This is a genomic window from Caenimonas sedimenti (assembly GCF_007833165.1).
Classification (GTDB): Bacteria; Pseudomonadota; Gammaproteobacteria; order Burkholderiales; family Burkholderiaceae_C; genus Ramlibacter; species Ramlibacter sedimenti.
Window position 1 is genome coordinate 80292 of sequence record NZ_VOBQ01000010.1, and the last position, 24826, is coordinate 105117.

At 69.7% G+C, this 24826-nt stretch carries 17 protein-coding genes; 8 read left to right on the forward strand and 9 right to left on the reverse strand.

Annotated elements, in window-relative coordinates; all coding sequences use genetic code 11:
• Position 1: 1 nt before the first annotated feature.
• Positions 2-754: a fumarylacetoacetate hydrolase family protein gene (locus FN976_RS13085; RefSeq protein ID WP_145893478.1), complete on the reverse strand. Its 753-nt coding sequence runs from the start codon at positions 752-754 to the stop codon at positions 2-4.
• The gene (locus FN976_RS13090; RefSeq protein ID WP_186510875.1) at positions 751-2151 is read right to left on the reverse strand and encodes an amidase; all 1401 of its coding nucleotides are present in this window, start codon (positions 2149-2151) and stop codon (positions 751-753) included. Before FN976_RS13090 ends, FN976_RS13085 begins: the two co-directional genes overlap by 4 nt.
• A 102-nt stretch (positions 2152-2253) precedes the next feature.
• Here FN976_RS13090 and FN976_RS13095 point away from each other — a divergent pair, with 102 nt between their 5' ends.
• The 5 genes from FN976_RS13095 to FN976_RS13115 all read left to right on the forward strand — a co-directional run bounded on the left by FN976_RS13095 (position 2254) and on the right by FN976_RS13115 (position 11220).
• Positions 2254-4320 (forward strand): DUF6600 domain-containing protein, encoded by a 2067-nt coding sequence (locus FN976_RS13095; RefSeq protein WP_145893479.1) that lies wholly within the window; start codon positions 2254-2256, stop codon positions 4318-4320.
• A 383-nt stretch (positions 4321-4703) separates the two neighbouring features.
• A complete protein-coding gene (locus FN976_RS13100; RefSeq protein WP_145893480.1) occupies positions 4704-6683 on the forward strand; it encodes an ice-binding family protein in 1980 nt (659 codons plus the stop codon).
• Positions 6684-6718: 35 nt separating this feature from the next.
• Positions 6719-7888, forward strand: coding sequence for an outer membrane beta-barrel protein (locus FN976_RS13105; RefSeq protein WP_145893481.1), 1170 nt, complete (start codon positions 6719-6721; stop codon positions 7886-7888).
• A gap of 120 nt (positions 7889-8008) precedes the next feature.
• A complete protein-coding gene (locus FN976_RS13110) occupies positions 8009-9967 on the forward strand; it encodes an Ig-like domain-containing protein (RefSeq protein ID WP_255440403.1) in 1959 nt (652 codons plus the stop codon).
• On the forward strand, positions 9964-11220 hold the full coding sequence (locus tag FN976_RS13115) for an outer membrane beta-barrel protein (protein ID WP_255440404.1): 1257 nt from the start codon (positions 9964-9966) through the stop codon (positions 11218-11220). The genes FN976_RS13110 and FN976_RS13115 overlap by 4 nt, the downstream gene beginning before the upstream one ends.
• Before the next feature lie 7 nt (positions 11221-11227).
• On the opposite strand, the gene fusA is transcribed toward FN976_RS13115, so the two are convergent.
• The 7 genes from fusA to FN976_RS13150 form a co-directional block, all read right to left on the reverse strand.
• A complete protein-coding gene (fusA, locus tag FN976_RS13120; RefSeq protein ID WP_145893483.1) occupies positions 11228-13282 on the reverse strand; it encodes an elongation factor G in 2055 nt (684 codons plus the stop codon).
• A gap of 123 nt (positions 13283-13405) precedes the next feature.
• Positions 13406-15874, reverse strand: a complete 2469-nt coding sequence (locus tag FN976_RS13125) for a GcvT family protein (RefSeq protein ID WP_145893484.1) — start codon at positions 15872-15874, stop codon at positions 13406-13408.
• A gap of 4 nt (positions 15875-15878) precedes the next feature.
• The gene (locus FN976_RS13130; protein WP_145893485.1) at positions 15879-16718 is read right to left on the reverse strand and encodes an EamA family transporter; all 840 of its coding nucleotides are present in this window, start codon (positions 16716-16718) and stop codon (positions 15879-15881) included.
• A 22-nt stretch (positions 16719-16740) separates the two neighbouring features.
• Positions 16741-17286 carry a phosphonate degradation HD-domain oxygenase gene (locus FN976_RS13135; RefSeq protein WP_145893486.1) on the reverse strand — a complete coding sequence of 182 codons (546 nt, stop codon included), beginning with the start codon at positions 17284-17286 and terminating at the stop codon, positions 16741-16743.
• A gap of 33 nt (positions 17287-17319) precedes the next feature.
• Positions 17320-18738: a phosphonoacetaldehyde dehydrogenase gene (phnY, locus tag FN976_RS13140; RefSeq protein WP_145893530.1), complete on the reverse strand. Its 1419-nt coding sequence runs from the start codon at positions 18736-18738 to the stop codon at positions 17320-17322.
• Between the two features lie 73 nt (positions 18739-18811).
• Positions 18812-20026 (reverse strand): phosphonoacetate hydrolase, encoded by a 1215-nt coding sequence (gene phnA / locus FN976_RS13145; protein ID WP_255440405.1) that lies wholly within the window; start codon positions 20024-20026, stop codon positions 18812-18814.
• A gap of 14 nt (positions 20027-20040) precedes the next feature.
• On the reverse strand, positions 20041-20739 hold the full coding sequence (locus FN976_RS13150) for a phosphonate utilization associated transcriptional regulator (protein ID WP_145893488.1): 699 nt from the start codon (positions 20737-20739) through the stop codon (positions 20041-20043).
• A 168-nt stretch (positions 20740-20907) separates the two neighbouring features.
• Between FN976_RS13150 and FN976_RS13155 the strand changes: the two genes are divergently transcribed.
• From FN976_RS13155 to FN976_RS13165, 3 genes are read left to right on the forward strand one after another with little or no spacing between them, the layout of a single operon-like run.
• Positions 20908-21945: a putative 2-aminoethylphosphonate ABC transporter substrate-binding protein gene (locus FN976_RS13155; RefSeq protein ID WP_145893489.1), complete on the forward strand. Its 1038-nt coding sequence runs from the start codon at positions 20908-20910 to the stop codon at positions 21943-21945.
• A gap of 12 nt (positions 21946-21957) precedes the next feature.
• Positions 21958-23010: a putative 2-aminoethylphosphonate ABC transporter ATP-binding protein gene (locus tag FN976_RS13160; RefSeq protein WP_145893490.1), complete on the forward strand. Its 1053-nt coding sequence runs from the start codon at positions 21958-21960 to the stop codon at positions 23008-23010.
• A gap of 1 nt (position 23011) precedes the next feature.
• Entirely contained in the window at positions 23012-24721 is a 1710-nt protein-coding gene (locus FN976_RS13165; protein ID WP_255440406.1) for a putative 2-aminoethylphosphonate ABC transporter permease subunit, read from the forward strand.
• The last annotated feature ends 105 nt before the right edge of the window (positions 24722-24826 follow it).

A 24826-nucleotide genomic window follows, 5' to 3' on the forward strand; every position in this document is an offset into this window, starting at 1 on the left:
GCTAGAACTGGGCGGACGCTTCGCCGATCCCCTCGAACACGGCGTGCACCAGGTCGCCGGGCTGCGCCATCAGCAGGCCGCACCAGGTGCCCGTGGTCACGACCGTGCCGGCCGGCACGACCGTCCCGTCGCGCGTCGCATGGCGCAACCACGACGCCAGGTGCGAGCCGGGGTCGACCAGCGCGTGCGAGCCCTGGAAGCTTTGCGCCGGCGCGGCACCGATGCGGACCACGCATGTCTGCCGCGCCCAATCGCGCCCCGCATACGGCACCCAGGCGCCGAGCACCAGCGCGCCGTGCGACTGCAGGTCGGCGAGCTTGAACAGCGCCGGCGCCTGCCGCCCTTCGGCCCAGCGCGAATCGACGACCTCGATGGAGACGGCCATGGCATCGATCAGTGACGCCGCGGCGTCGTCTCCCAGCATCTCGGCCTCCGCGTGACCGATGTCGCGCGCGAGCCGCAGCGCGATCTCCGCCTCGATGCCGCGCCAGTTGAAGTGCAGGTCGCGCAGGTCGGCGGGGCTGATGCGCACCCCGGCCGCGGGCAGGGCGGCGTGGGTCACGGTGGCGAGCGTCGGGCCACCGCTTTTCCAGTGGCGATGCGCGTCCAGCCGGCCTTGCGCCGCGACGGCCGACTGCACCGCATAGGCCGCCCTCGCGTCCGGCAGGAGATCGCCCAGCGAAGCTGCCGACACCGGTTGCCGCTCGCGCCGGGCCCGCAGCAAAGCGGCGGTGACTTGTTCGGTTCCGTTCATGCGATGTCCGGCCAGCGGCCGCTCCAGGGTTGCAGTTGCTCCAATTGTGCGGCCAGCGCCAGCAGCAGGTCGTCGCTGCCCGCGGCGCCCACCAGTTGCAGGCCGATCGGCAGGCCCGCGCGCGAGGGCCGGCACGGCAGCGCAATCGCGGGCAGGCCGGCCGCGTTGGCCCACCAGGTGAATGCCGCATGGTCACGCGGGCCGGCAGGCTCGCCGCCGATCCGCGCGGGATACGCGTCCTCCACCGGCCACGGCAGCGCCGCGGTGGCCGGCGTGACGATGACGTCGATGCGTTCGAACAGCAACGCGGCCTCACGGCGCAAGGCCTGCACGTGCGAGTCGATCTCCGCTGGCCGTGCGGCCGGCAGCGCGGCGCCCTGCGCCGCCATCTCGCGGTACTTCGCGGACGCGCCCGCGCCCCACGCGGGCCGTGCTTCGAACAACCGGGCCAGCCCGAGCTGCGCCACCTGCGGCCAGGCGCGGTCGAAGCCGGAGAGGTCGAGCGGCAGCGGACCGCTTTCGACGACGTGACCCGCGCCGGCCAGAAGCCGAGTGGCGGCGTGCACGGCATCGGCGATCTCCGGGGCGATGGGCAAGCTGCCCATGCGCCCGACGTGCAGGATGCGCAGGCGGCGCGCATCGCGGGCGTCCGTCCCCGGCGCCGCGCGCAGCACGTTCAGCAGCATCGCCGTGTCCGCGACCGTTCGCGCGATCAGGCCGACGACTTCGAAATCCAGCAGCAGCGGCGGCAGCCCGTGCGCGCGGGCGATGACCCCGATCGATGGCTTGAAGCCGACCAGACCCGTGTGCGCCGCCGGGCGCCGCGTGGAGCCGCCGCCGTCGGTGCCCAGGGCGAGCGGGGCGATGCCCGCTGCCACCGCGGCCACCGCGCCGCCGCTGGAGCCGCCCGGCGTGAGCCGCAGGTCCCAGGGGTTGCGCGTCGTGCCGAACAGCGCGTTGCTGGTGGTGCCCTCGAGCGTGAACTCCGGCACGTTGGTCTTGCCGAGCAGCAGCGCGCCGGCCGCGCGCAGCCGCGCGACCGCCGTCTCGTCGTGCTCCGGGCGGAAGTCATGCAGCGCGGGGGTGCCCCAGGTCGTGGGCAGGTCGTGTGTGGGCAGGTTGTCCTTGGCCGTGAACGGCACGCCGTCCAGCGGGGACAGCGGGCGGCCGGCCGCGTGCCGCCGCGCCGAGGCCGCGGCCTCGCGCAGGAAGGCCTCGTCGCGCCGCGCGACGACGGCGTTGATGCGGGGGTTCACCGCATCCAGCCGCTGCAGGCAGGCGTGCGCGGCGGTGAGTGGCGTGAGCTGTCCGGAGCGGTAGGCGCGCTGGAGTTCTTCAGCGGCGAGCTGCCACACTTCGGCATCGGCCGCGCGGGCCGTGAATAAGTCACGGGACACGGGGTCGCGGGTGGGCGCGGCGTTGCGCAATTTACGTCCTCTTTACGGCGAGGCCCGAGTCTGGCACGTTGTGGATACATCCACGTCCCACACTTGCATGCCATGAGTACCCATTTCACTTCGCTGGTGCGGCGCCATGTGCCATGGCTGGCGGCGCTGTTCCTCTGGTCGGCCTCCGCGGTGTTGGCGCAGGCCCAGCAGGAGGCGGACCCGCCGGGGCGGGTCGCCAGCCTGAGCTATCGGCAAGGTGGCGTGGTCTTCGCGCCGGAAGGCGAGGAAGAGTGGGTCGACCTGCCGGTCAACCGGCCGCTCACCCAGGGCGACCGTCTGTGGAGCGACAAGGCGGCCCGCGCCGAGCTGCACCTGGGTTCGGCGACGGTGCACGTCGACGGCGAAAGCCATCTCGGCTTGAGCACGCTCGACGACAACGCGGCGCAGTTCATCCTGATGCAGGGTTCGGTCAACGCCCGCGTGCGTGAACTGGCGGCCGGCGAGAACTTCGAGATCGACACGCCCAACCTGGCGTTCCGTGCGCAGCAGCCGGGCGACTTCCGCATCGACGTGGATGCCGGCGGCCGCGAAACGCGCGTGACCGTGCACAGCGGGACGGCCGTGGTGTTCGGCGAGGGCGGCCAGTCCGTCAACCTCGGCGCGGGCCAGCAGGCCACTTTTGCCGGCCGCTTCCTCGCGCCCGTGCAGCAGCAAGCCGCGGTGCAGCAGGACGCCTTCGGCCAATGGGCCGCGGAGCGCAAGCGCGCGGAAGACCTTTCGGTCGCCGCGCGCCACGTGCCCCGCGGCGTGGTCGGCTACCAGCAGCTCGACCAGCACGGCACGTGGTCGCAGGACGCGACGTACGGCGAAGTCTGGTACCCGCAGGTGACCGTGCAGGACTGGGCGCCCTACCGCTATGGCCGCTGGGAACACATCCAGCCCTGGGGCTGGACCTGGATCGACGACGCGCCCTGGGGGTTCGCGCCGTTCCACTACGGCCGCTGGGCGCAGATCGGCCCGCGCTGGGCCTGGGTGCCCGGCCGCCTCGCGCCGCGCCCCGTCTATTCGCCCGCGCTCGTGGCATTCTTCGGCGGTGCGGGCGGCGGCCTGACGATCTCCTCCGGCCCCGGCGTCGGCTGGTACCCGCTGGGTCCCGGCGAAGCGTGGTGGCCCAGCTATCGCCACAGCTCGCGCTACATCACCTACGCCAACGCCCACATCGACCTGCATCGCTACCACCGCAACTTCCACGGCCACATGCACCGGCAGCGGCACCATGCGGTGACGGCGGTGCGCGAGGACGATTTCCGCCATGGCCGGCCGGTGCGCAGCCACTGGCGCCCGGTGAACCCGTCCGCCATCGGCCAGGCGCATTTCGGTGCCATGCCGGTGCGGCCGGACCGCCGCGAACGCGGCGAGCGCTACGCCCACACGATGCCGCGCCTGAACACGGCCCCGCCGCCTGCCGCCGTGCCGGCCATGCCCAGCCGGCAATGGGGCTTCCGCGATGGCGGGGGCCGCGGGCAGGCACGCCAGCGCGATGACCGCCATGACGGCAACGACCGCGGCGACCGCAATGACCGCTTCGACGGCCGGCGCGGCGGTTGGCCACAGCAGGCGCAGCAGCCCCAGCAGCCGCAAGTGCAGTTGCGCGCGGCGCAGCCGGTGAGCCCGCAGCAGCCCTGGGCCGGCCGCGATGGCGACCGCGACCGCGACAACGCGCTGCGCGAGCAACATCGGGCCCTGCGCGAGCAACAGCGCCTGCAAGGCGATGCAGAGCGCGCCGCGCGGGACCAGATGCGCCAGCAGCTCATGCAGCGCCAGCAGCAAGAGCAGGCGGGCCGCCCATGGCAGGAGCGCCAGCAGCGCGAACCAGTGCGCGAACAGCGCGAAGGCTGGCAGCGCCAGCGCGGTGACGAGCGCTCGGTGCGGGCCGTCGAGGCGCGCGCGGCGCCGCCGATGCCGCAGGGCGGTGCCGTTTTCGGGGCGCCGCAGATGCGCGCCGCGCCGCCGCAGCCGGCGATGCCGATCCACAGCGGCCGCGCCGATCGCGTCGAGCGCCACCATCCGCAACGCGCCGACCATGACCGCGGCCGCGGTGGTGACGGCGGCGGCCGGGGTGACCGGGGCGGCCACCGCGGCGATGACGATGGCCGTGGCCGGGGGCGCGGCGGTTGAGCAGCCACGCCTTTGGCTGGCTGGGCCGGCGCCGCCACGCGGCGGACCCGCTCAGCCCCTGGCAGTCGCACGAGGTGGCGAGGTCCGGCCTGCCGCTGCGGCCGCTGGAGGCCGTGACGCCCCGCGCTGGCGGTGACATGGCGGCGGCGGAGCCCAGCCAACCGACAGCTGATCCGCCCGGACCAGCCGGCCACTAGGCCAACCCCGGCCGGCACGCGCCGGTTGTTCCTCCTCGACCGCGCGCACCCGTCGGCACCCGCGTTGCCACCGTCTCCCACACATGAGCTGGGAGCGGCTCGGCAGCGCCGCGCGGCTGTGTGCGATGCCGCACAGACGCCGCCGCGGCGTGCGCCCATGCTGCGGCTCAGTCAACGAGGATTCCCATGAACAGATACTTGAATACGCGTGCCGGCTGGCCGTGGCTGGCCGCACTTTTGTGGGCCGCCACCGTCGCAGGCTGTGGCGGGGGCAGCGAACCCATCCTGGGCTTCGACTGGGCCGCCAGACCACCGACCGTGAGCGCGGTGGCGCCGGTCAACGGCGCCGCCGGTGTCGCCGTGAACAACGCCGTCATCAGCGCCGACTTCAGTGAACCCATGGCGCCGATCACCGGGTCCGCGAGCTTCGTGGTGAGCTGCGCCGCGCCGTGCACCTCGCCTGCTGGCACCGTCAGCCTCGATGCCACGCGCCGCATCGGCACCTTCACGCTCGCTCCGGGTACCGCGCTCGCGCCCCTGACCACCTACACGGTCACGGTCACGGGCGCGCGCAGCGCCGCGACAGGGCTGCCGCTCGCCGTCCCGTTCGTGTGGCGATTCACCACGGGACTCACCCCCGACATCACGCGGCCGCGCGTCGCGCTGACGGTCCCTGCCACCAGCAGCCCCGGTCCGACGCCTGGCGTGCCCGCCAACACGGCGGTCACCGCCGCGTTCACCGAAGACATGGCGCCCCTGAGCATCTCTTCGGCCAGCTTCACGCTCACCTGCGCGCTGCCTTGCATCTCCCCGGTCGGCACCGTCAGCTACGTCGTCGGCAACCGCACCGCGGTGTTCACCCCGGCCGTGCCGCTGACACCCGGCGCGACGTACACGGCGGTGATCACGAGCGGCGCCACGGACCTGACCGGCAATGCGCTGGCCGGGAACCAGGCCGCCCTGCCGGCCGCCAGCAACTACATCTGGACTTTCACCACCACGACCCCGCTGGCGCCGGCAGCGCTGTCGGTCGCCAGCACCAACCCTTCGGCCAGCTCCAGCAACTTCGCGTTCTGCTCCAACGGAACGGTCAATGCCACGTTCAATGTGCCTTCGGGCCTGCGGATGGACCCGACCACGATCAACGCGGCCAACTTCACCGTGACGGAACCTGGTGGAACCCGGGTGATCGCTTCATCGGTGGTCCTGGACACCGCCACCGGCCGGATCGCCACCTTCACGCCGCAGGGACTCCTGTCACCGGGATCCAGCTACACCGCGCGCATGCGGGGCGGCGCAGGCGGCGTGCGGGACCTGGCCATCCCCGGCAACACCATGCCGGCGGATGTCAGCTGGAACTTCGTGGTGGGCACCTGCACCGCCGGCGGGCCCGGCCCGGGCCCCGTCGCGCCGGTCCCGAACCCGTCGATCCTCGGCACCGCTTCGACGTTCGGCACGTTCGGCGGCTCGGCCGGAACCACCAACCAAGGCATCCTGACCGTGATCAACGGCGACATCGGGACCACCGCGGTTTCCACGGCCGTCACGGGCTTCCACGACGCGGGCCCGGGCTGCACCTACACGGAGACGCCGCTGAACGTGGGGACCGTGAACGGGCTGATCTACACGGCACCGCCGCCCCCGACCGCGGCCTGCCCGACGGAGGGCACACCCGCCACCCTCGCGGCGGCCACGCAGGCGCTCGCCGATGCGAACGCCGCGTACAACAACCTGGCGGCCCGCCCGCCCGGCCCGAACGCCGGCGCCGGCAACCTGGGCGGCCTCACGCTGGCCCCCGGCGTCTACACCGCGGCCCCGGCCTTCATGATCGTCGGCGCCGACCTGACACTGGACGCGCAAGGAGATCCCAACGCGGTCTGGGTGTTCCAGATGCCCACATCGCTCACGGTCGGCGCTCCTGGCTTCCCGCGCAGCATCATCCTGAGCAACGGAGCGCAGCCCAAGAACGTGTTCTGGCAGGTGGGCTCGGCCGCGACGATCAATCCGGGCGGCGGCGGCACCATGGTGGGCACCGTCATCACGCAAGCGGGCGCCGTGGTCTCGACGGCGGGCGCACTGGGTGTGACCACCATCAACGGGCGCCTGCTCTCGCTCGGCGCTTCCGTGACCCTGGTGAACACGGTCATCAACGTGCCGCCTCCCTGATCCGCGCCGCGCACAGTCCCACAAGAAAGCAAGACATGAACACCACAAGAAACTCCGTGGCCCTGGGCTGCCTGGCCCTCGCGGGCCTGGCCAGCCCGGCCGCGTCTGCCCAGGATTCGGGCTGGTACGCCGGCGGCGGCATCGGCCGCGCCACCAGCTCCATCGATGACGAACGCATCCGCGCCGGCCTGGCGAACCAGGGGCTGGCCACGAGCGGCATGGCCCACGACGAGCGGGACGTGGCATACCGCCTGTTCGGCGGTTACCAGTTCAACCGGCATTTCGGCATGGAGGCGGGCTGGTTCGACCTGGGCCGGTTCGGCTTCACGGCCGACACGGCACCGCCGGGCCGGCTGACGGGCGATGTCCGCATGCGCGGCTTCAACCTCGACCTGGTGGGCACGCTCCCCCTCACGGAGCGCTTCGCGCTGCTGGGCCGCGCGGGCGTGGTCCATGCGCAAACCCGCGGCAGCTTCGGCGCGACCGGTGCGGTGAGCAATCCCTACGGTGCCACCAGCACCAGCGAGCGCGACGTCGGCTTCAAGCTCGGCGCCGGCTTCGCCTGGCAGATGAGCCCGGCCTGGCAGCTGCGCGCCGAAGCGGAGCGCTATCGAATCGACGACACGGTGGGCAACAAGGGCAACGTCGACGTCGTGTCGCTCAGCGTCGTCTACCGCTTCGGGGCTTCGGCGGCGCCTCCGCCGCGTGCTGCCGCCGCGCCGGCACCCGCGCCGGTCATCGCCGCGTCACCGGCGCCGGCGCCGGCACCGGTCAGCGTGCCGCCCGCGCTGCCGCCGGCGGACCCGGTCGCGCCGCCGTCCGCTCCGGCGCGCGTGCGATTCTCGGCCGATGCACTGTTCGATTTCGACCGGTCGACGCTGCGGCCCGAAGGCCAGCGCCAGCTCGACGCCTTCGCGCAGCAGTTGCGCGGCGTGCGCCATGATGGCGTGCAGGTGATCGGACACACCGACCGCATCGGGTCCAAAGCCTACAACCTGCGCTTGTCGCAGCAGCGTGCCGCCGCCGTGCAGACGCACCTGGGCCAGGCCGGCGTGGCCGTCGCTGGCATGAGCAGCCGCGGTGCCGGGGAAGAGCAACCCGTCACCATCCCGGGCGACTGCAAGGGCAACCAGCCCACCGCAGCCCTGGTGAAGTGCCTGCAGCCGGACCGCCGCGTGGAAGTCGAAGTGACCGGGACGCGCTAGAGCGCGTTCAGGGCACCCGGCAACTCAGGCTGGCCGTACGCCAGCCTGGGCGTTGCTAGTCTGCAACACTGCATCTTTACCATTCTGGGCCTCAGCAGTGAGGTTTCCATGAACAGATGCATGCGTGCGTGGCCGTGGCTGGCGGCGCTTTTCTTGGCTGCCAGCCTCGCTGCCTGCGGCGGCGGTGGTGGCAGCCGCGAACCGGTCCTGGGCTTCGATTCGACCCCACGGCCGCCGACCGTGACCGCCGTGTCGCCGGTCGCCGGCGCGACCGGGGTCGCCCTCAACGTGGTCGTCAGTGCCGACTTCAGCGAGCCGATGGCGCCGATCACCGGCGGCGCGAGCTTCGTGGTCAGCTGCGCGGCGCCCTGCGTGTCGCCCACCGGCACCGTCGGCCTGGATGCCACGCGGCGGATCGCCACCTTCACCCTGGCGCCCGGCTCCGCGCTCGCGCCCCTGACCGAGTACACCGCCACCATCGCCGGGGCCAGCAGCAGCCGGACCGGCCTCAGCATGGTCGCCCCCTACAGCTGGCGGTTCACGACGCAGATGTCGGCCGACAGCACGCGGCCGCGCGTCACTTCGACCGTTCCTGCCACCAGCAGCCCGGGGCCGACCCTGGGGGTGCCCGCGAACACGTCGGTGAGCGCGACGTTCAGCGAAGACATGGCGCCCAGCACCATCTCGCCGTCGAGTTTCACCGTGACCTGCGCGCTGCCCTGCGTTTCGCCCGCGGGCACCGTGACCTATGTCGTCGGCAACCGCATGGCGGTGTTCACGCCCGGCGCAGCGCTCACGCCGGGCGCGACCTACACGGCCGTCATCACGGCCGCGGCCGCCGACCTGGCCGGCAACGCGCTGGCCGGCAATCAGGCTGCGCTGCCCGCGGCCAGCAACTACGTCTGGACCTTCACCGCGACGGCGGCATCGGCGTCATCGGACCTGGCAGTCGCCAGCACCAACCCCGCCGCCAACTCGAGCGCATTCACGTGCACCGGCAACGCGATCAGCGCCACCTTCAGCGTTCCCTCGGGGTCGCGGATCGACCCGACCACGATCGGCGCATCGAACTTCATCGTGACCGAGGCCGGCGGGGCGAACGTCCCTGCCGCCTCCGTGGTGCTGGACGCCAGCGGCCGCATCGCCACCTTCACGCCGCAGGCTCCGCTGTCGCAGGGCGCCACCTACCGCGCCCGCATCCGCGGCGGCCCCGGCGGCGTTCGCGATCTGGCCGTCCCTGGGAATACGCTGGCGGCGGACTACAGCTGGAACTTCGTGGTCGGCACCTGCACCACCGGCTCAGGCGCCCCGACCCCCGGCAACGCGCCGCCCACGATTTCCCTGCTGGGCACCGCATCCACCTTCGGCGTCTTCGGCGGCACGGGGGGCACGGTCAACCAGGGCACCCTGACGGTGATCAGCGGCGACGTCGGCACGACCGCGGCTTCCACCACGGTCACGGGCTTGCATCATGCGGGAGCGGGCTGTACCTACACCGAGACGGGGGCGAACATGGGCACCGTCAACGGCCGCATCTACACGGCACCACCGCCGCCGACCGCAGGTTGCCCGACCGACGGGACGCCGGCGACGCTGGCCGCCGCGACCCAGGCCCGGGCCGACACACTGGCGGCGTACAACAACCTGGCGGCACGCCCCGCCGGTACCGACCCCGGCGCCGGCAACCTGGCCAACCTGACGCTGACCCCCGGCACCTACACGGCCGCCGGCGGTTCGTTCCGCATCCAGGGCGGCGACCTCACGCTGGACGCGCAGGGCAACGCGAACGCCACCTGGGTGTTCCAGATGGCGACGACGCTGACCGTGGGCACCGCCGTGCCGCAGAACGTGATCCTGATCAATGGCGCGCAGTCCAAGAACGTGTACTGGCAGGTCGGCACGACCGCCACGGTGAATGCAGTCGGTGGCGGCACCATGGTCGGCACCATCATCACGCAGGCAGGCGCGGCGCTTTCGGGCGCGGGCGCCGCGGCCGTCACCACCTTGAACGGGCGGGTGCTATCGACCGGTGCAGCCGTCACACTGGTGGACACGGTCATCAACGTCCCGGCCCCATGAACGGCCTCCTCCAGGAAAGCAAGACCATGATGACCCACGCAAGAACTTCCGTCGCGCTGGCCTGCCTGGCCCTGGGGGGCCTGGCCACGCCCGCGGCATTCGCGCAGGACGCCGGGTGGTACGCCGGCGCCGGCATCGGCAGCGCGGCCACCACCGTCGACGACGAGCGGATCCGCAACGGCTTGCTGAACCAGGGCCTGGACCCGGTCAGCATGGCCGAAGACGAGCGCGAAGCGGCATACCGGTTGTTTGGCGGCTACCAGTTCAACCGCCACTTCGGCGTGGAAGCCGGCTGGTTCGACCTGGGGCGCTTCGGCTTTGCCGCCAGCACCTTCCCGGCGGGGCAGCTGACGGGCGATGTGCGCATGCGCGGGATCAACCTCGACCTGGTGGGCAGCTGGCCGCTGACCGAGCGCCTGTCGCTGCTGGGACGCGCCGGCCTGATTTACGCGCAGTCGCGCGGCAGCTTCGGCGCCGCGGGCGCGGTGAGCAACCCGTATGGCGTCACCAGCCGCAGCGAACGCGACTGGGGCCTCAAGCTCGGCGCGGGCATCGGCTGGCAGCTGAGCCCGGCCTGGCAGCTGCGCGCCGAGCTCGAGCGCTACCGCATCAGCGACTCCGTGGGCAACAAGGGCAATGTGGACGTGGCGTCGATCAGCCTGGTCTACCGGTTCGGGGCGTCGGGTTCGATGCAGCGCGTCGCCACGACACCCGGAGCGGTTCCTGGGAGCCCCGGTGCCCAGACCGGCGTGCCGGGCGCCGCCGGCACCATGAGCCCGCCCCCGGGCGCGGCAGCAAGCACGGCGCCGTCTCCGGCTGCGGCCGGCACGGCCCCGTCACCTTCCACCGCCCCGGCGGCGCCGGCGGCTCCAACCACCCGCGTGCAGTTCTCGGCCGACGCCCTGTTCGACTTCGACCAGGCCACGCTGCGCCCGGAAGGGCAGCGGCAGCTGGATGCCTTTGCGCAGCGCCTGCGTGGCGTGCGCGTGGACGGCGTGCTGGTGACCGGCCACTCCGACCGGATCGGCTCCACGGCCTACAACCTCCGCCTGTCGGAGCGGCGCGCCGCCGCGGTGCAGGCGCACCTGGTGCAGGCCGGTGTGGCGGCCGCGACGATCAGCATCCGGGGTGCGGGCGAAACGCAACCCGTCACCACGCCCGCCGACTGCAAGGGCAACCAGCCGACGCCGGCCCTGGTGGCGTGCCTGCAGCCGGACCGGCGGGTCGAAGTCGAGGCGACGGGGACGCGCTAAGCGAAACCTAAGCGTCGTCCTTCACCTTGTACTGCGAAGCCAGCTGCGACTGCACGGTCGGCGGCACCGGCTCGTAGTGGCTGAAGGCGATGGTGTAGCGGCCCTGGCCGCCGGTGAGCGAGTTCAGGCGCGACTGGTAGCTGGCCAGCTCCGACAGCGGCGCCTGCGCCAGCACGGTCAGCGCGCCGACGTTGCTCGACTGCGTGCCGCTCACCTGGCCGCGCCGTGACGCGAGGTCGCCGGTGATGTCGCCGATGTTGTGCTCGGGCGCGGCGATCTCCACGTGCACGATCGGCTCCAGCACGCAAGGCCGCGCGGACTGCACCGCGGCGGCCAGTGCCTTCTTGGCCGCGGAGACGAAGGCGATCTCCTTGCTGTCCACCGCATGGTGTTTGCCGTCGTAGACCACCACTTTGAGGTCGACCACCGGATAGCCGGCCACCACGCCCTGCTCCATGGCCAGCCGCACGCCCTTCTCCACGGCCGGCATGAAGTTGTGCGGAATGGCACCGCCCTTCACTTCGTCGACGAACTCGTAGCCGCTGCCGCGCGGCAGCGGTTCGATGCGCAGGAACACCTCGCCGAACTGGCCGGCGCCGCCGGTCTGCTTCTTGTGGCGGTGGTGGCCCTCGGCCGGCGCGGTGATGGTCTCGCGGTAGGCGATGCGCGGCGGCCGAGTCTCGACCTGGCAGTTGTGGATCTCGGTCAGCCGCTCCAGCAGTGTGCGCAGGTGCAATTCACCCAGGCCGTAGACCACGGTCTCGTTGGTCTGGGCCGCGTGCTCCACCTTCAGGCACGGGTCTTCGCTCACCAGCTTCAGGAGGATGTCGTGCAGCCGCTGCTCGTCGCCCCGCCGCTTCGGCGAGATCGCCAGGCCATGCACCGGCACCGGGAAGTCGAGCGGCTTCAGGTGGATGTGCGCGTCTTCGGGCGCGTCGTGCAGCACGGCATCGAAGTGCAGCTCCTCCACCTTGGCGATGGCGCAGAGGTCGCCCGGCACCGCCTTGGGCACTTCCTTCAGCTCCTTGCCCTGCAGCATGAACAGGTGGCCCACCTTGAACGGCCGGCGGCTGTCGCCCACGTAGAGCTGGCTGTCGCGCGTGATCGTGCCCTGGTGCACGCGCATCACGCCCATCTTGCCCACGTACGGGTCCTGCGTGATCTTGAACACGTGCGCCAGCACGTGCTTCGCCGGGTCCACCACTGCCTGCATGGGTTTCGCCGCTGCGCCCTCACCCTCCAGGAACTCGGGCGGGTTGCTCTCGGTCGGGTCGGGCAGCAGCTTCTCGATCACATCGAGCAGTTCGACCACGCCGGCGCCGGTGCGCGCGGAGACGAAGCAGATCGGAATCAGGTGGCCCTCGCGCATCGCCTGCTCCAGCGGCGCGTGCAGTTCCTGCGGGGCTACGTCGCCCTCGTTCAAGTAGCGCTCGGTGAATGCGGCATCGACTTCCACCACCTGCTCGACCAGCGCGCGGTGCGCGGCCTCGATCGATGAGAAGTCCGGTGGCGGCCCGTCGTCCGTCAGGTGGTAGAAGCAGTCGATCACGCGCTCGCCGCGCTGCGAGGGCAGGTTGACCGGCAGGCATTCCTTGCCGAAGGCCGCCTGGATCTGTGCCACCAGCGCCTCGAGGTTCACGCCCTGCGCGTCGATGCGGTTGACCACGATGATGCGGTCGCGCCCGCGTTCCTTCGCCCACTCCATCATGCGCACCGCCATGGGTTCGATCCCGGCGCTGGCGTTGATGACGATGGCGGCCGTTTCCACCGCTTCCAATGCCGGCAGCGACTGGCCCAGCAAGTCGCCGGCGCCGGGCGTGTCGATCAGGTGGGTGCGGATTCCCTGGTGCTCAAAATGAACGAGCGCCGCGTTCAGGGACCGCAGCGCTCGTTTTTCCAGGGGGTCGTGGTCGGAGACCGTGCTCCCCCTTTCTACACTGCCGGGGGTGCCGATCGCTCCGGCCTTCCAGAGCAAGGCCTCCGCCAGGCTGGTCTTGCCGGCGGCGCTCGGGCCGACGAGGGCCAGGGTGCGCCGGGCGGCGATGTCTCGATGGGTTGCCATGGGATGCTTCCTCGACCGAATGGGAAAACCATCCTAGACCTGTGCGGGGTCCGCCGCAACCGGGGGAATCTCGGCGCGCCGCTGCGCAGCGCGACGGTAGTTGCAGGGGCCCCGCCGAGCTCTTCACGCGGCCGCGCGGGGCGGCCATTGGTCGTGCAGGGTCACCGCGATGCGCTCGCCCCAGAGCAGGATCTCTGCCGGCGTTCCCGCATGCAACTGCTGGGCCGCCGCGCCACGCAGGTAGCCCAGCGCCACGCAGGCCTGCGCCAGCGGGCTGTAGCCGGCCGAGCTGAGTTCGCCGGCTGGTTCACCGTCCAGCAGGATGGTCTCGCCGCCCCAGGCGTAGGCCGCCGCATCTTGCAACACCAGCGTGACGAGCTTCTTGCGCAGCGGCTTCCCGCGCGCGGCCAGCAACGCGTCGTGCCCGATGAAGCCGCCGGCCTTGTCGAGCTTCACGCTGAACGCCAGGCCGGCCTCCCACGGCGTCTCGTCGGGCCCGAGCTCGGCGCCCCACGCGCGCCGGCCCTGCTCGATGCGCAAGGCGTCGAGCGCGTAGTAGCCGGCGTCGCGCAGCCCGAGGTCGACGCCGGCCTGCGTCAGCGCGAGATAGACATGGCGCGTCATCTCGACCGGCACGTAGAGCTCGAAGCCGGGGCCGCCGACGTAGCTCATGCGGGCGGCGCGCACGCGGGCATGGCCCAGGTCGATTTCCTTGGTCCAGGAGAATTTCAGCGCTTCGGGTGAGAGGTCATCGGGACCCACGCGCGCCAGCAGTTCGCGCGCCTTCGGGCCCATCACCGAGAGCACGCTGAACATCGCCGAGACGTCGGTGAGCACGGCATGGGCGTCGCCCGGGATGTGGCGCTGGATCCAGTCGGCGTCCCGCGTCGCCTGCGCCGAACCGGTGACGATGAGGAAGCGGTCCACCGCCTGCCGCATCACCGTGAGGTCGCTTTCGATGCCGCCGCGCGCGTTGAGCATGGGCGTGTAGACCATCTTGCCGATGGGCACGTCCATGTCGTTGGCGCAGAGCTGCTGCAGCAAAGGCAATGCGTCGCGGCCCTGCAGCAGCAGCTTGGAAAACGAGCTCTGGTCGTACAGCGCGACGGCTTCGCGCGTGGCGCGCTGCTCTTCGATCATCCAGGGCAGCCAGCCGGGCGTGCCGAGTGTGTGCTCGGGACGTTCCTGGTATTGCTCCTCCCCCCTCTGGGGGGAGGCTGGGAGGGGGGCGCCCTCCGGCATGCGGGGCCGGAAGTAGTTCGCCCGCTCCCACCCATTCTTGCTGCCGAACTCCGCGCCCTTCGCCGCCAGCAAGTCGTACAGCGGCGAGGTCCGCAGCGGCCGCGCGGTCTCCAGCTCCTGCCGCGGCCAGCGCATCGCGTAGTGCAGGCCCAGCGTTTCGCCGGTGCGCTCCGCCAGGGCCTTGCGGTTGCCCGTGAAGGCACCGAAGCGGCGGATGTCGACGTCCCAGACATCGGTGCTGGGTTCGCCGCCCACCACCCATTCGGCGATCAGCCGGCCAGCGCCGCCGCTGTTGGCGATGCCGGCGGAATTGAATCCGGCGCAGACGAAGTAGTTGCGCAGCTCGGGCGCCTCGCCCAGGATGAAGTTGCCGTCGGGCGTGAAGCTCTCCGGCCCGTTCAGCAGCATCTTGATCTCCGCCGTCTCCAGGCAGGGCGTGCGATGGATGGCGTTCTGCATCAACAGCTCGAACTGGTCCCAGTCCTCGTCCAGCAGCTGGAACTGGAAGGTCGATGGGATCGGGTCCACGCGCCACGGTTTCGCCACGGGCTCGAAACCGCCCATCACCAGGCCACCCACTTCCTCCTTGTAGTAGATGAAGCCGTCGGGGTCGCGCATCACGGGCAGCATCGGATGCACGCCGGGGATCCTGCCGGTGACCACGTAGAAATGTTCCGCCGGATAGAGCGGCACGTTGACCCCGGCCAGCCGCCCGAACTGGCGCGCCCACTGGCCGCCGCAATTGATGACGGTGTCGCAGCGCACTCCACCTTGCGCTGTGGTGACGCCGGTGACGCGGCCACGTTCCGTCGTGACGCCGGTCACTTCGACGTCCTCCACGATCTTCACACCGCGGTTGCGCGCGCCCTTGGCGAGCGACATGCACAGGTCGGCCGGGTTGGCCTTGCCGTCGCCCGGCAGCCAGAGCGCGCCCTGCAGGTCGTCGGTGCGCAACACGGGGTATTTTTCGCCCGCTTCGGCCGGCGAGATCTCGTGGCATTCGACGCCGAAGCTGCGCGCCATGGCCAACTGCTTGCGCAGCACCTTCATGCGGTCCGGCGTCTTCGCCACGTTGACGCTGCCGCACTGCTTCCAGCCGGTCGCGAGACCCGTCTCGGCTTCCAGCGTGGCGTACAGCTCGATGCCGAATTTGGACATCTGCGTCATCGTCCGGTTGGGCCGCATCTGTCCGACCAGCCCCGCCGCGTGCCAGGTGGTGCCGCTGGTCAGCTTGCCCTGCTCCAGCAGCAGCACATCGGTCTTGCCCAGCTTCGCCAGGTGGTAGGCGGTGGAGCAGCCGGCGATGCCGCCGCCCACGATCACGATTTCGGCATGCGACGGCAAGGTCATTCGATCACCCCAACCTCAGGCACATGACGCCGGCCACGATGGCGGCCGTGCCCATTGCACGGCGGATGGTGAAGACTTCCTTGAGGAACCACGTGCCCAACAGGGCCGCGAACAGCACCGAGGTTTCACGCAGCGCGGCCACGGTAGCGACAGGCGCCCGCGTCATCGCCCACAGCGCGATGCCGTACGAGCCCAGCGAGGCCGACGCGCCAACCACGGCAAGTGGGGCGCGGGCCCGCGTGTAGGCCCAGAAGACGGCGGGCTTGCGCCGCCACAGCACCATCAGGCCGAAGGGCCAGCCGTCCAGCACGAACAGCAGGGCCACGTACTGCAACGCATTGCCGGACACGCGCACGCCCAGCCCGTCGACGATCGTGTACATCGCGATGATCACGGCGTTGGCGAGCGCGAACCCGACGGCGCGGGGTGACTCCATGGCGTGGCGGGACAACCCGAGCGCCAGCACGCCGCAGCTGACACCGATGACCCCGGCCCAGGCCAGCGGCGACAGCGCCTCGCCGAACGCCAGCGTGGACGACAGCGCGACCAGCAGCGGCGCGGTCCCGCGCATCAAGGGATAGGTGAGCCCCAGGTCGCCATGCTTGTAGGCCCCCGTGAGCGCGATGTAGTAGCCGATGTGGATGACGAGCGAAGCGCCGATGTAGGGCCAGGCCGAGATCGGTGGCAGCCCGACGACGAGGACCAGCGGCAGCGCCACCACCGAGCCGACCATGTGCATCACCGCCGCATCCATCGCCTTGTCGCTGCTGGACTTGACCATGGCGTTCCAGCTGGCATGCAGCAGGGCGCCGAAGAGGACGGCCGCGAGGACGGGCCAGGTCATGGCGGCGTGGCGCCGCGCGCCGTCAGTTCGTGCAACGCCTCGCCCGATCGAGGTAATGCCCCAGCTTGGGCGTCGGCAGGCCTTCGGCTTTGGCCATGTCGTCCCACACCCGCAACCGCACGGCGCGCTCGGCGCCCGGTGCCGCGATGAATCTCGCCGACTCCTCAGGGTTGAAGACACCGCCTTGCAGCACCAGCGAGCGCTTGGAATCCGCCGAGAGCGATTCGTAATAGTGCGGCTGCGTCGCGCACAGGTAGCGCTTGGCGTCCACATGGCCCTGGATGGCGCCGATCACGCTGTCGCTGAAGACGCCGCGCAGGAAGGGAACGGCGCGGTACTGGTGCAGGTCGTCCACGCCCTGCAGCGATGGCGTACCGCCGAGGTCGTGCAGCAGGTGCCCCAGGTCGTGCAGCAGGGCGGCCGTGACCAGTTCGTCGTCGCCGCCGTAGTCTTCCGCCAGCTTGGCGCATTGCAGCGCGTGCTCCAGTTGCGTCACGGGCTCGCCGCTGTACTGTTCCCCGCCTTTTTGCTCGAACAGGGTCGCGATGTCTTCGATGCTCAGTGCCATGTCCGCACCTCCGCGGCTATTGTGTTCGCCTTCTCACACCCAGGGCAGTGAATAAGTCTTCAAGTTCGTGAAGCTTTTCATGGCTTCCTGCACGCCTTCCTTGTAGCCGAGTCCTGAATCCTTGATGCCGCCGAAAGGGGTGAGCTCCAGACGGTAGCCCGGCACCTCGCGCACGTTCACCGTGCCGACGTGCAGCTCGTTGATGAAGCGGGTGATGTAGTCGAGCCGGTTGGTGCAGACGGCGCTCGACAGGCCGTAGGCCGTGCCATTGGAAATGCGGATGGCTTCGTCGATGTCGCGGAAGCGGATGATGGGCGACACCGGGCCGAAGGTTTCCTCACGCGCGACGGTCATGGCCGGACTCACGTTGTCGAGCACGGTCGGTGCGTAGAGCGCGCCGCGCCGCTGGTTGCCCACCAGCAGCCGCGCGCCCTGCGCCACCGCCTCGTTCACCCGCGATTCGAACAGTTGCGCTGCCGGCTCGTCGATGACCGTCCCCATGTCGACCGAGGCATCCGCCGGGTCGCCGTGCTTCCAGGCGCGCGTCTTGTCCACGACGAGGTCGGTGAATTTGCCGGCCACCGACTCCTGCACCAGCATCCGCTTGACCGCGGTGCAGCGCTGGCCCGAGTTCTTGTACGAGCCCTGGACCGCGAGCGTCGAGGCTTCGTCCAGGTCGGCGTCTTCCATCACGATGATGGGGTCGTTGCCGCCCAGTTCCAGCACCACGCGTCGGTAGCCGGCTTTGGACGCGATGTACTTGCCGATGGCGACGCCGCCAGTGAAGGTGATCAGGTCGACGTGGGGATTGGTGAGTAGCTCGTCGGCGATCTCGCGCGGGTCGCCGGTGACCACGCTCAGCATCTCCGGCGGCAAGCCGGCTTGATACAGCAGGTCGGCGAAGAAGATCGCCGAGAACGGCACCTTCTCCGAAGGCTTCAGCACCATGCGGTTGTTGGTGGCGACGCTGGGCACGACCTTGTGCGCCACCTGGTTCATCGGGTGGTTGAACGGCGTGATGGCGCTGATCACGCCCAGCAGCGGCGAGCGCTGGGTGTAGACGCGCCGCTTCTTGCCGTGCGGCGTGAGGTCGCAGCTGAAGATCTGGCCGTCATCCTTCAGCACCTCGGTGGCGCCGAACAGCAGCACGTCGCTCACGCGGCCCGCCTCATAAATGGCGTCCTTGCGGCAGAGGCCCGCTTCGGCGGTGATGAGCGAGGCGATGTCGTCCAGGCGTTCGCGCACCAGGGCGGCCGTCTTTTGCAGGATGCCGGCGCGCTCGGAGCGGGTCAGCTTCGCCTGGTAGCCGTGCGCGATCTCGAAGGCTTCGCGTACTTCTTCCAGCGTGGCCTTCGGCACGGTGCCGATCTGCTCGCCGGTGTAGGGGTTTTGGACCGCGATGGTGCGTTCGCCGCCGCGGCCTTCGCCCACTTGCCGGCCTGCGATGCGCATGCGGTCGAGCGCGTGCGCGCGGATGAAATCCGCCGGGGAGCCCTGGATTCCCGCCTTCGCGGGAATGACGGCGCTACTGTGCATAATTCAGCGCCAGGTCGAACGCGTCGAAGTTGCGGAAGCGCCGGTTGGTGTCCAGCCCCGGCAGCTTGCGGTTGATGACCAGCGGCACCCGTTGCTCGCTGATGCCGCCGTGCGAGCGCAAGGGCGCGTCCAGGCCGCTCAGGTCGTGGCGTTCGGCGGAGGTACCGATCACGGTGAAGCGCTCGGATACGGCCACGATGTCGCCGATGCGGTCGGCTGGCAGTTCGAAGCGGGCGGCCGCGGCTTCGCGGTCCAGCACGACTTCCATGCCGGGCAGCGCCTGCAGCTGGCTCACCAGCGGGCCCGCCGCCGTGCCGGCCGGCAGGTACACCGTGGCAAAGGAACCCAGCGCGCCATGGTGGACGACATAGGGATCGGTGATGGGCAGGATCACGCGGGCCACGGCCGGCCCGAGCGCGGCATCGAACCAGTCCTGCAGGTAGATCACGTCCGGCTTGCCGTCCAGGCCCACCTTGGCGTTCATGCCGTGGTCGGCGGTCAGCGCGATGATGCAACCCAGGTCGTCCAGCTGCGCCAGGTAGCGGTCCATCATCGAGTAGAAGGCGTTGGCGCCCGCCGTGCCGGGCGCGTGCTTGTGCTGCACGTAGTCGGTGGTGGAGAGGTACATCACCTGCGGCTTCTTGCGCCGCATCAGCTGCACGCCGGCCGCGAAGACGAACTCCGACAGCTCCGCGCTGTAGACGCTGGGCACCGGCATGCCGACCATGTCGACCGCACCGGTGATGCCGTGCTCCTCCTGCGTGACCTCGTTCGACTTCTCGGAGGAGAAGCAGATGCCCTTCATGCCATGCCCGAGCAGGCGGCGCAGTTTGTCCTTGGCCGTGACGACCGCCACCGAGTGCCCGCTGTCCGCCAGCGCTGCCAGCAGCGACGGCGCGCGCAGCCACTTGGGGTCGTTCATCATGACCTCGGTGCCGGTCGCGGTGTCGTACAGGTAGTTGCCGCAGATGCCGTGCACGCTGGGTGGGGCGCCGGTCACGATGGAGAGGTTGTTCGGGTTCGTGAAACTGGGCACCACGCAATCGGCGATGAGGCCGGTGCCTTCGGCGAGCGTGCGCTTCAGCCAGGGCATCTGGCCGGCGGCCACGGCCTGGCCCAGGTAGTCGGGTTCGCAACCGTCCACGCAGACCACCACGGTGGGTTGGCGGGGCGGCTTGTACTGTCTTTGGTTGACGGTGAGCATGGCGGTCCTGTGTCTCATACGGCGGGCTGGCGCGCCTGCCGCCGCAAATCGTTGGCGATGGTGCGTTCCTTGCTGTCCATCACATGCTGGAACATCGCCTGGCCCGCCGCTTCGGGGTCGCCCGCCGCGATGGCCTTCAGGATGGCGCGGTGTTCGCTGGCGGAGATGGGCAGCAGCCAGCCGTCGGCCAGGTTCAGCCGGCGGAACAGCGAGAGTTCCTTGATCAGCTTGCGGTAGATGGCGGTGAGCTTGCGGTTGCCGGCCATTTCCACCAGCCGGTCGTGGAACTTCAGGTTCAGCAGGTGGTAGTTGTAGGCGTCCTCGGCCTTCACGGCCTTCTCCATCGCATCGACCAGGCCGCGGATTTCCTTCAGCTCCGCCGGCTTGATGTTGGCCGCCAGCTGGCGCCCCACCAGTTCGTCCATGGCGGCGCGCAGGTCGAAGATCTCCACCGCCTCGTCCATCGGGATGTCGCGCACGAAGACGCCGCGGTTCTTCTCGGTGCGCACCAGGCCGGCTTCCTCCAGCATGCGGAAGGCTTCGCGCACGGGGCCGCGGGAGACGCCCATCTTGGTCGCCAGCGTGGCTTCGATCAGCTTGCTGCCCGGGGCGTATTCCCCGGCCAGGATGGCGCGCTCGATCTCCTGCTGCACCACATTGGCGAGCGAACTGCTTTGGAGCAGGGCGATCGTGGGGTGGAGGAGGGCGTTCATGGGCGCGATTAGAGCACCCTTTAGGGGATTGTCAACAATCTGCAAAAAACAATTGACAAGCCCGGCAGTCGCGTCGTCCAATGAATCGCAAGGTGCGTGGGATGGCGTCATCACGCGGTCACCGGCAGCGTCGAGCATCGAAAACCATTTGTCCTTGAGGAGCTCCCCATGCACCCGAAGAAGATTTTCCGGTCCCTGCTGCTGGCCGGCCTGGCCGCGTTCGCGGCGACGGCCTTCGCGCAGAAGACCCAGCTGCTGGTGTACACCGCGTTGGAGACCGATCAGCTGAAGGCCTACCAGGAGGGCTTCAACAAGTCCTACCCGGACATCGAGATCAAGTGGGTGCGCGACTCCACGGGCGTGATCACGGCCAAGCTGCTGGCGGAGAAGGGCAACCCGCAGGCCGATGCCGTGATGGGCGTCGCCGCCTCCAGCCTCGCCCTGCTCGATAGCAACGGCATGCTGATCCCGTACGCGCCGCTCAATCTCGACGGCATCATGAGCCAGTACAAGGACAAGAAGAATCCTCCCGCCTGGTTCGGCATGGACGTGTGGGGCGCCACCATCTGCTTCAACACGGTGGAAGCGCAGAAGAAAGGCATCCCCAAGCCGGAGACCTGGAAGGACCTGACCAAGCCCATCTACAAGGGCCAGATCGTGATGCCCAACCCGGCATCGAGCGGCACCGGCTACTTCGACGTGACGGCCTGGCTCACCCTGTTCGGTGACGACAAGGGCAAAGGCGGCGGCTGGAAGTACATGGACGCGCTGCACGAGAACATCGCGCAGTACACGCACTCGGGCTCCAAGCCCTGCAACATGGCGGCGGCCGGTGAGTTCGTGGCGGGCATCTCGTTCGAATACCGCGGCAACACCAACAAGGCCAAGGGTGCGCCGATCGACCTGGTGTTCCCGAAGGAAGGCCTGGGCTGGGACCTGGAGGCGTTCGCCATCCACAAGGGCACCAAGAAGCTGGACGCCGCGAAGAAGCTCGCCGACTGGGCTTCGAGCAAGGACGCGATGATGCTGTACGGCAAGAACTTCGCGATCACCGCGCAGCCGGGCCTCGCGCCGCCGCTCGCCAACGTGCCGAAGGACTATGAAGCGCGCCTGGTGAAGATGGACTTCAAGTGGGCCGCCGACAACCGCGAGCGCATCCTCGACGAGTGGACGAAGCGCTACAACAGCAAATCTGAAAAGCGCTGAGGTCCGACCGCGGTGAATCCGGAGCTGTTTCTTGATCTGCGGGGCATTCGCAAGGAGTTCGGCAGCTTCACCGCGCTGCACGGCATCGACCTCGGCATCCGCAAGGGCGAGTTCGTCTGCTTCCTCGGCCCTTCGGGCTGCGGCAAGACAACGCTCCTGCGGATCATCGCCGGCCTGGAAACGCAGACGGCCGGCGAGATCTGGCAGGGCGGGCGCGACATCTCGCTGTTGCCGCCCGCGCAGCGTGACTACGGCATCGTCTTCCAGAGCTACGCGCTGTTCCCCAACCTGAGCGTCGCGGACAACGTGGCCTATGGCCTGGTCAACCGCAAGACGCCGAAGGCGGAGATCAAGCAGCGGGTGACCGAACTGGTGAAGCTGGTGGGCCTGCCCGGCAGCGAATCGAAGTACCCGTCGCAGTTGTCCGGCGGGCAGCAGCAACGCATCGCGCTGGCGCGGGCCCTGGCGACCCGCCCCGGCCTGCTGCTGCTGGACGAGCCGCTGTCGGCGCTGGACGCGCTGGAGCGGGTGCGCCTGCGTTCGGAAATCCGCGCGCTGCAGCAGACGCTGGGCGTGACCACCATCATGGTGACGCATGACCAGGAAGAGGCGCTGTCGGTGGCTGACCGCATCGTGGTCATGAACCACGGCGTGATCGAGCAGGTCGGCACGCCCATGGACATCTACCGCGAGCCCGCCTCGCCCTTCGTCGCCGATTTCGTCGGCAAGGTGAACGTGCTGCCGGTGCAGGTGGCGGGCGGGCACATCCATGTGGGCAGCCTGCGCATCCCGTGCACGGGCGATGACCGCCAGGCGCGCATCTACCTGCGGCCCGAAGACGTGCTGGCGCGCCCCATCGCGGACGGTGACGCCCATGTGTTCGATGCCAGCATCGAAAAGATCGACTTCCTGGGCTCCTATTGCCACGTGCACGTGGCCTCGCCCGCGCTGGACACCAACAAGCTCACGGTGTATCTGTCGCTGAATTTCCTGTCCGAGCAGGCGCTGGCGGTCGGCTCGCCGCTCAAGCTGCGGCTCGTGCCCGAACGCATCAAGGTGTTCTGACGTGGCAGCCGTCTTGAAGCAGGCCGGCGCCGCGATCCGCCTGCGTTCCCACTGGACCGACCGCACGGCGCATGTCGCGTTGCTGGTGGTCGCGCTGCTGCTCGTCGCCTTTCTGGCGCTGCCGCTGCTGTCCATCCTGCTGAAGGCGCTGCAGGGCAAGAGCGAAGAGTTCGTCTGGCTGGACAACTTCATCGCGTATGCGAAGACCCCCGCGCTGCTGGACAGCCTGTGGAACAGCCTCTGGGTCTCGGCGCTGGTCACCGCCATCACCGTGCCGCTGGCCTTCGGCTTCGCCTACGCCCTGACCCGCTCCTGCATGCCGTACAAGGCGCTGTTCCGCGGCATCACGCTGGTGCCGCTGCTGGCGCCTTCGCTGCTGTCGGCGATCTCGCTGATCTACTGGTTCGGCAACCAGGGGGTGCTCAAGGGCTGGATGGCGGCGCTGGGCTTCAAGGAGATCTACGGTCCGGCCGGCATCGTCATCGCGGAGTGCTTCGCGGTGTTCCCCCATGCGCTGATGATCCTGGTGACCGCGTTGAGCCTGGCCGACGCGCGCTTGTATGAAGCCGCCGACGCGATGGGCACCACGGCTGCGCGAAAGTTCTTCACCATCACGTTGCCCGGCGCCAAGTACGGCCTGATCTCCGCGGCACTGGTGACCTTCACGCTCGTCATCACCGACTTCGGCATTCCCAAGGTGATCGGCGGCAGCTTCAACGTGCTGGCCACCGACGTCTTCAAGCTGGTGATCGGCCAGCAGGACTTCGCCAAGGGCGCGGTCGTCGCCATCCTGCTGCTCGCGCCGGCCGTTTTGACCTTTGGCGTCGACAGCTACGTGAGTCGCCGGCAGACGGCCATGCTGACTGCGCGCGCCGTGCCTTACGCGCCCAAGCCCTCGCGCGGCTACGACCTCGCGATGACGCTGTACTGCGCCTTCATCGCGTTCCTGGTGCTGGCGATGCTGGGCATGGCCGTGTTCGCCTCCTTCGCCAGCTTCTGGCCCTATGACCTGAAGCCCAGCCTGCGTCACTACACCATGGGTTTGGTGGATGCCGAGGTGGGCGTCGGTTTCGTCAACAGCCTGAAGATGGCGGCGGGCACGGCCTTCTTCGGGACCATCCTGGTCTTCTGCGGCGCGTATCTGCTGGAAAAGACCAAGGGCATGGACGGCCTGCGTGGCATCGTCCGCTTGCTCGCCATGCTGCCGATGGCCGTGCCCGGGCTGGTGCTGGGCCTGGGCTACATCTTCTTCTTCAACGAGCCGGACAACCCGCTGAACGGCCTGTACCACACGGTCACGCTGCTCACGCTTTGCACCATCGTGCACTTCTACACCACGGGTCACCTGACGGCGGTGACGGCGCTCAAGTCGCTGGACGGCGAGTTCGAGGCGGTGAGCGCCTCGCTGAAGGTGCCGTTCTTCAAGACCTTCTGGCGGGTGACCCTGCCGATCTGCACGCCGGCGCTGGTGGACATCGCCCGCTATTTCTTCATCAACGCGATGACGACGATTTCCGCCGTGGTGTTCCTTTACTCGCCCGAGACCAAGGTGGCATCCATCGCCATCCTGAACCTGGACGAAGCCGGCGAAATGGGCGCCGCAGCGGCCATGGCCGTGCTCATCGGTATCGCTTCCACGATTGCCACGCTTTTGTTCATGGCACTGGCCTGGTGGGTGAACCGCCGCACACAAGCCTGGCGAAGAACATGACTCCCCCCGAAGCGGCCTACGGCCGCCTCCCCCCGGGGGGCGACACCAGCGGCCCGGCAAAGCCGGTTCCGCGGTGTCCCTCGACCAGACCCGTTCGGAACACCA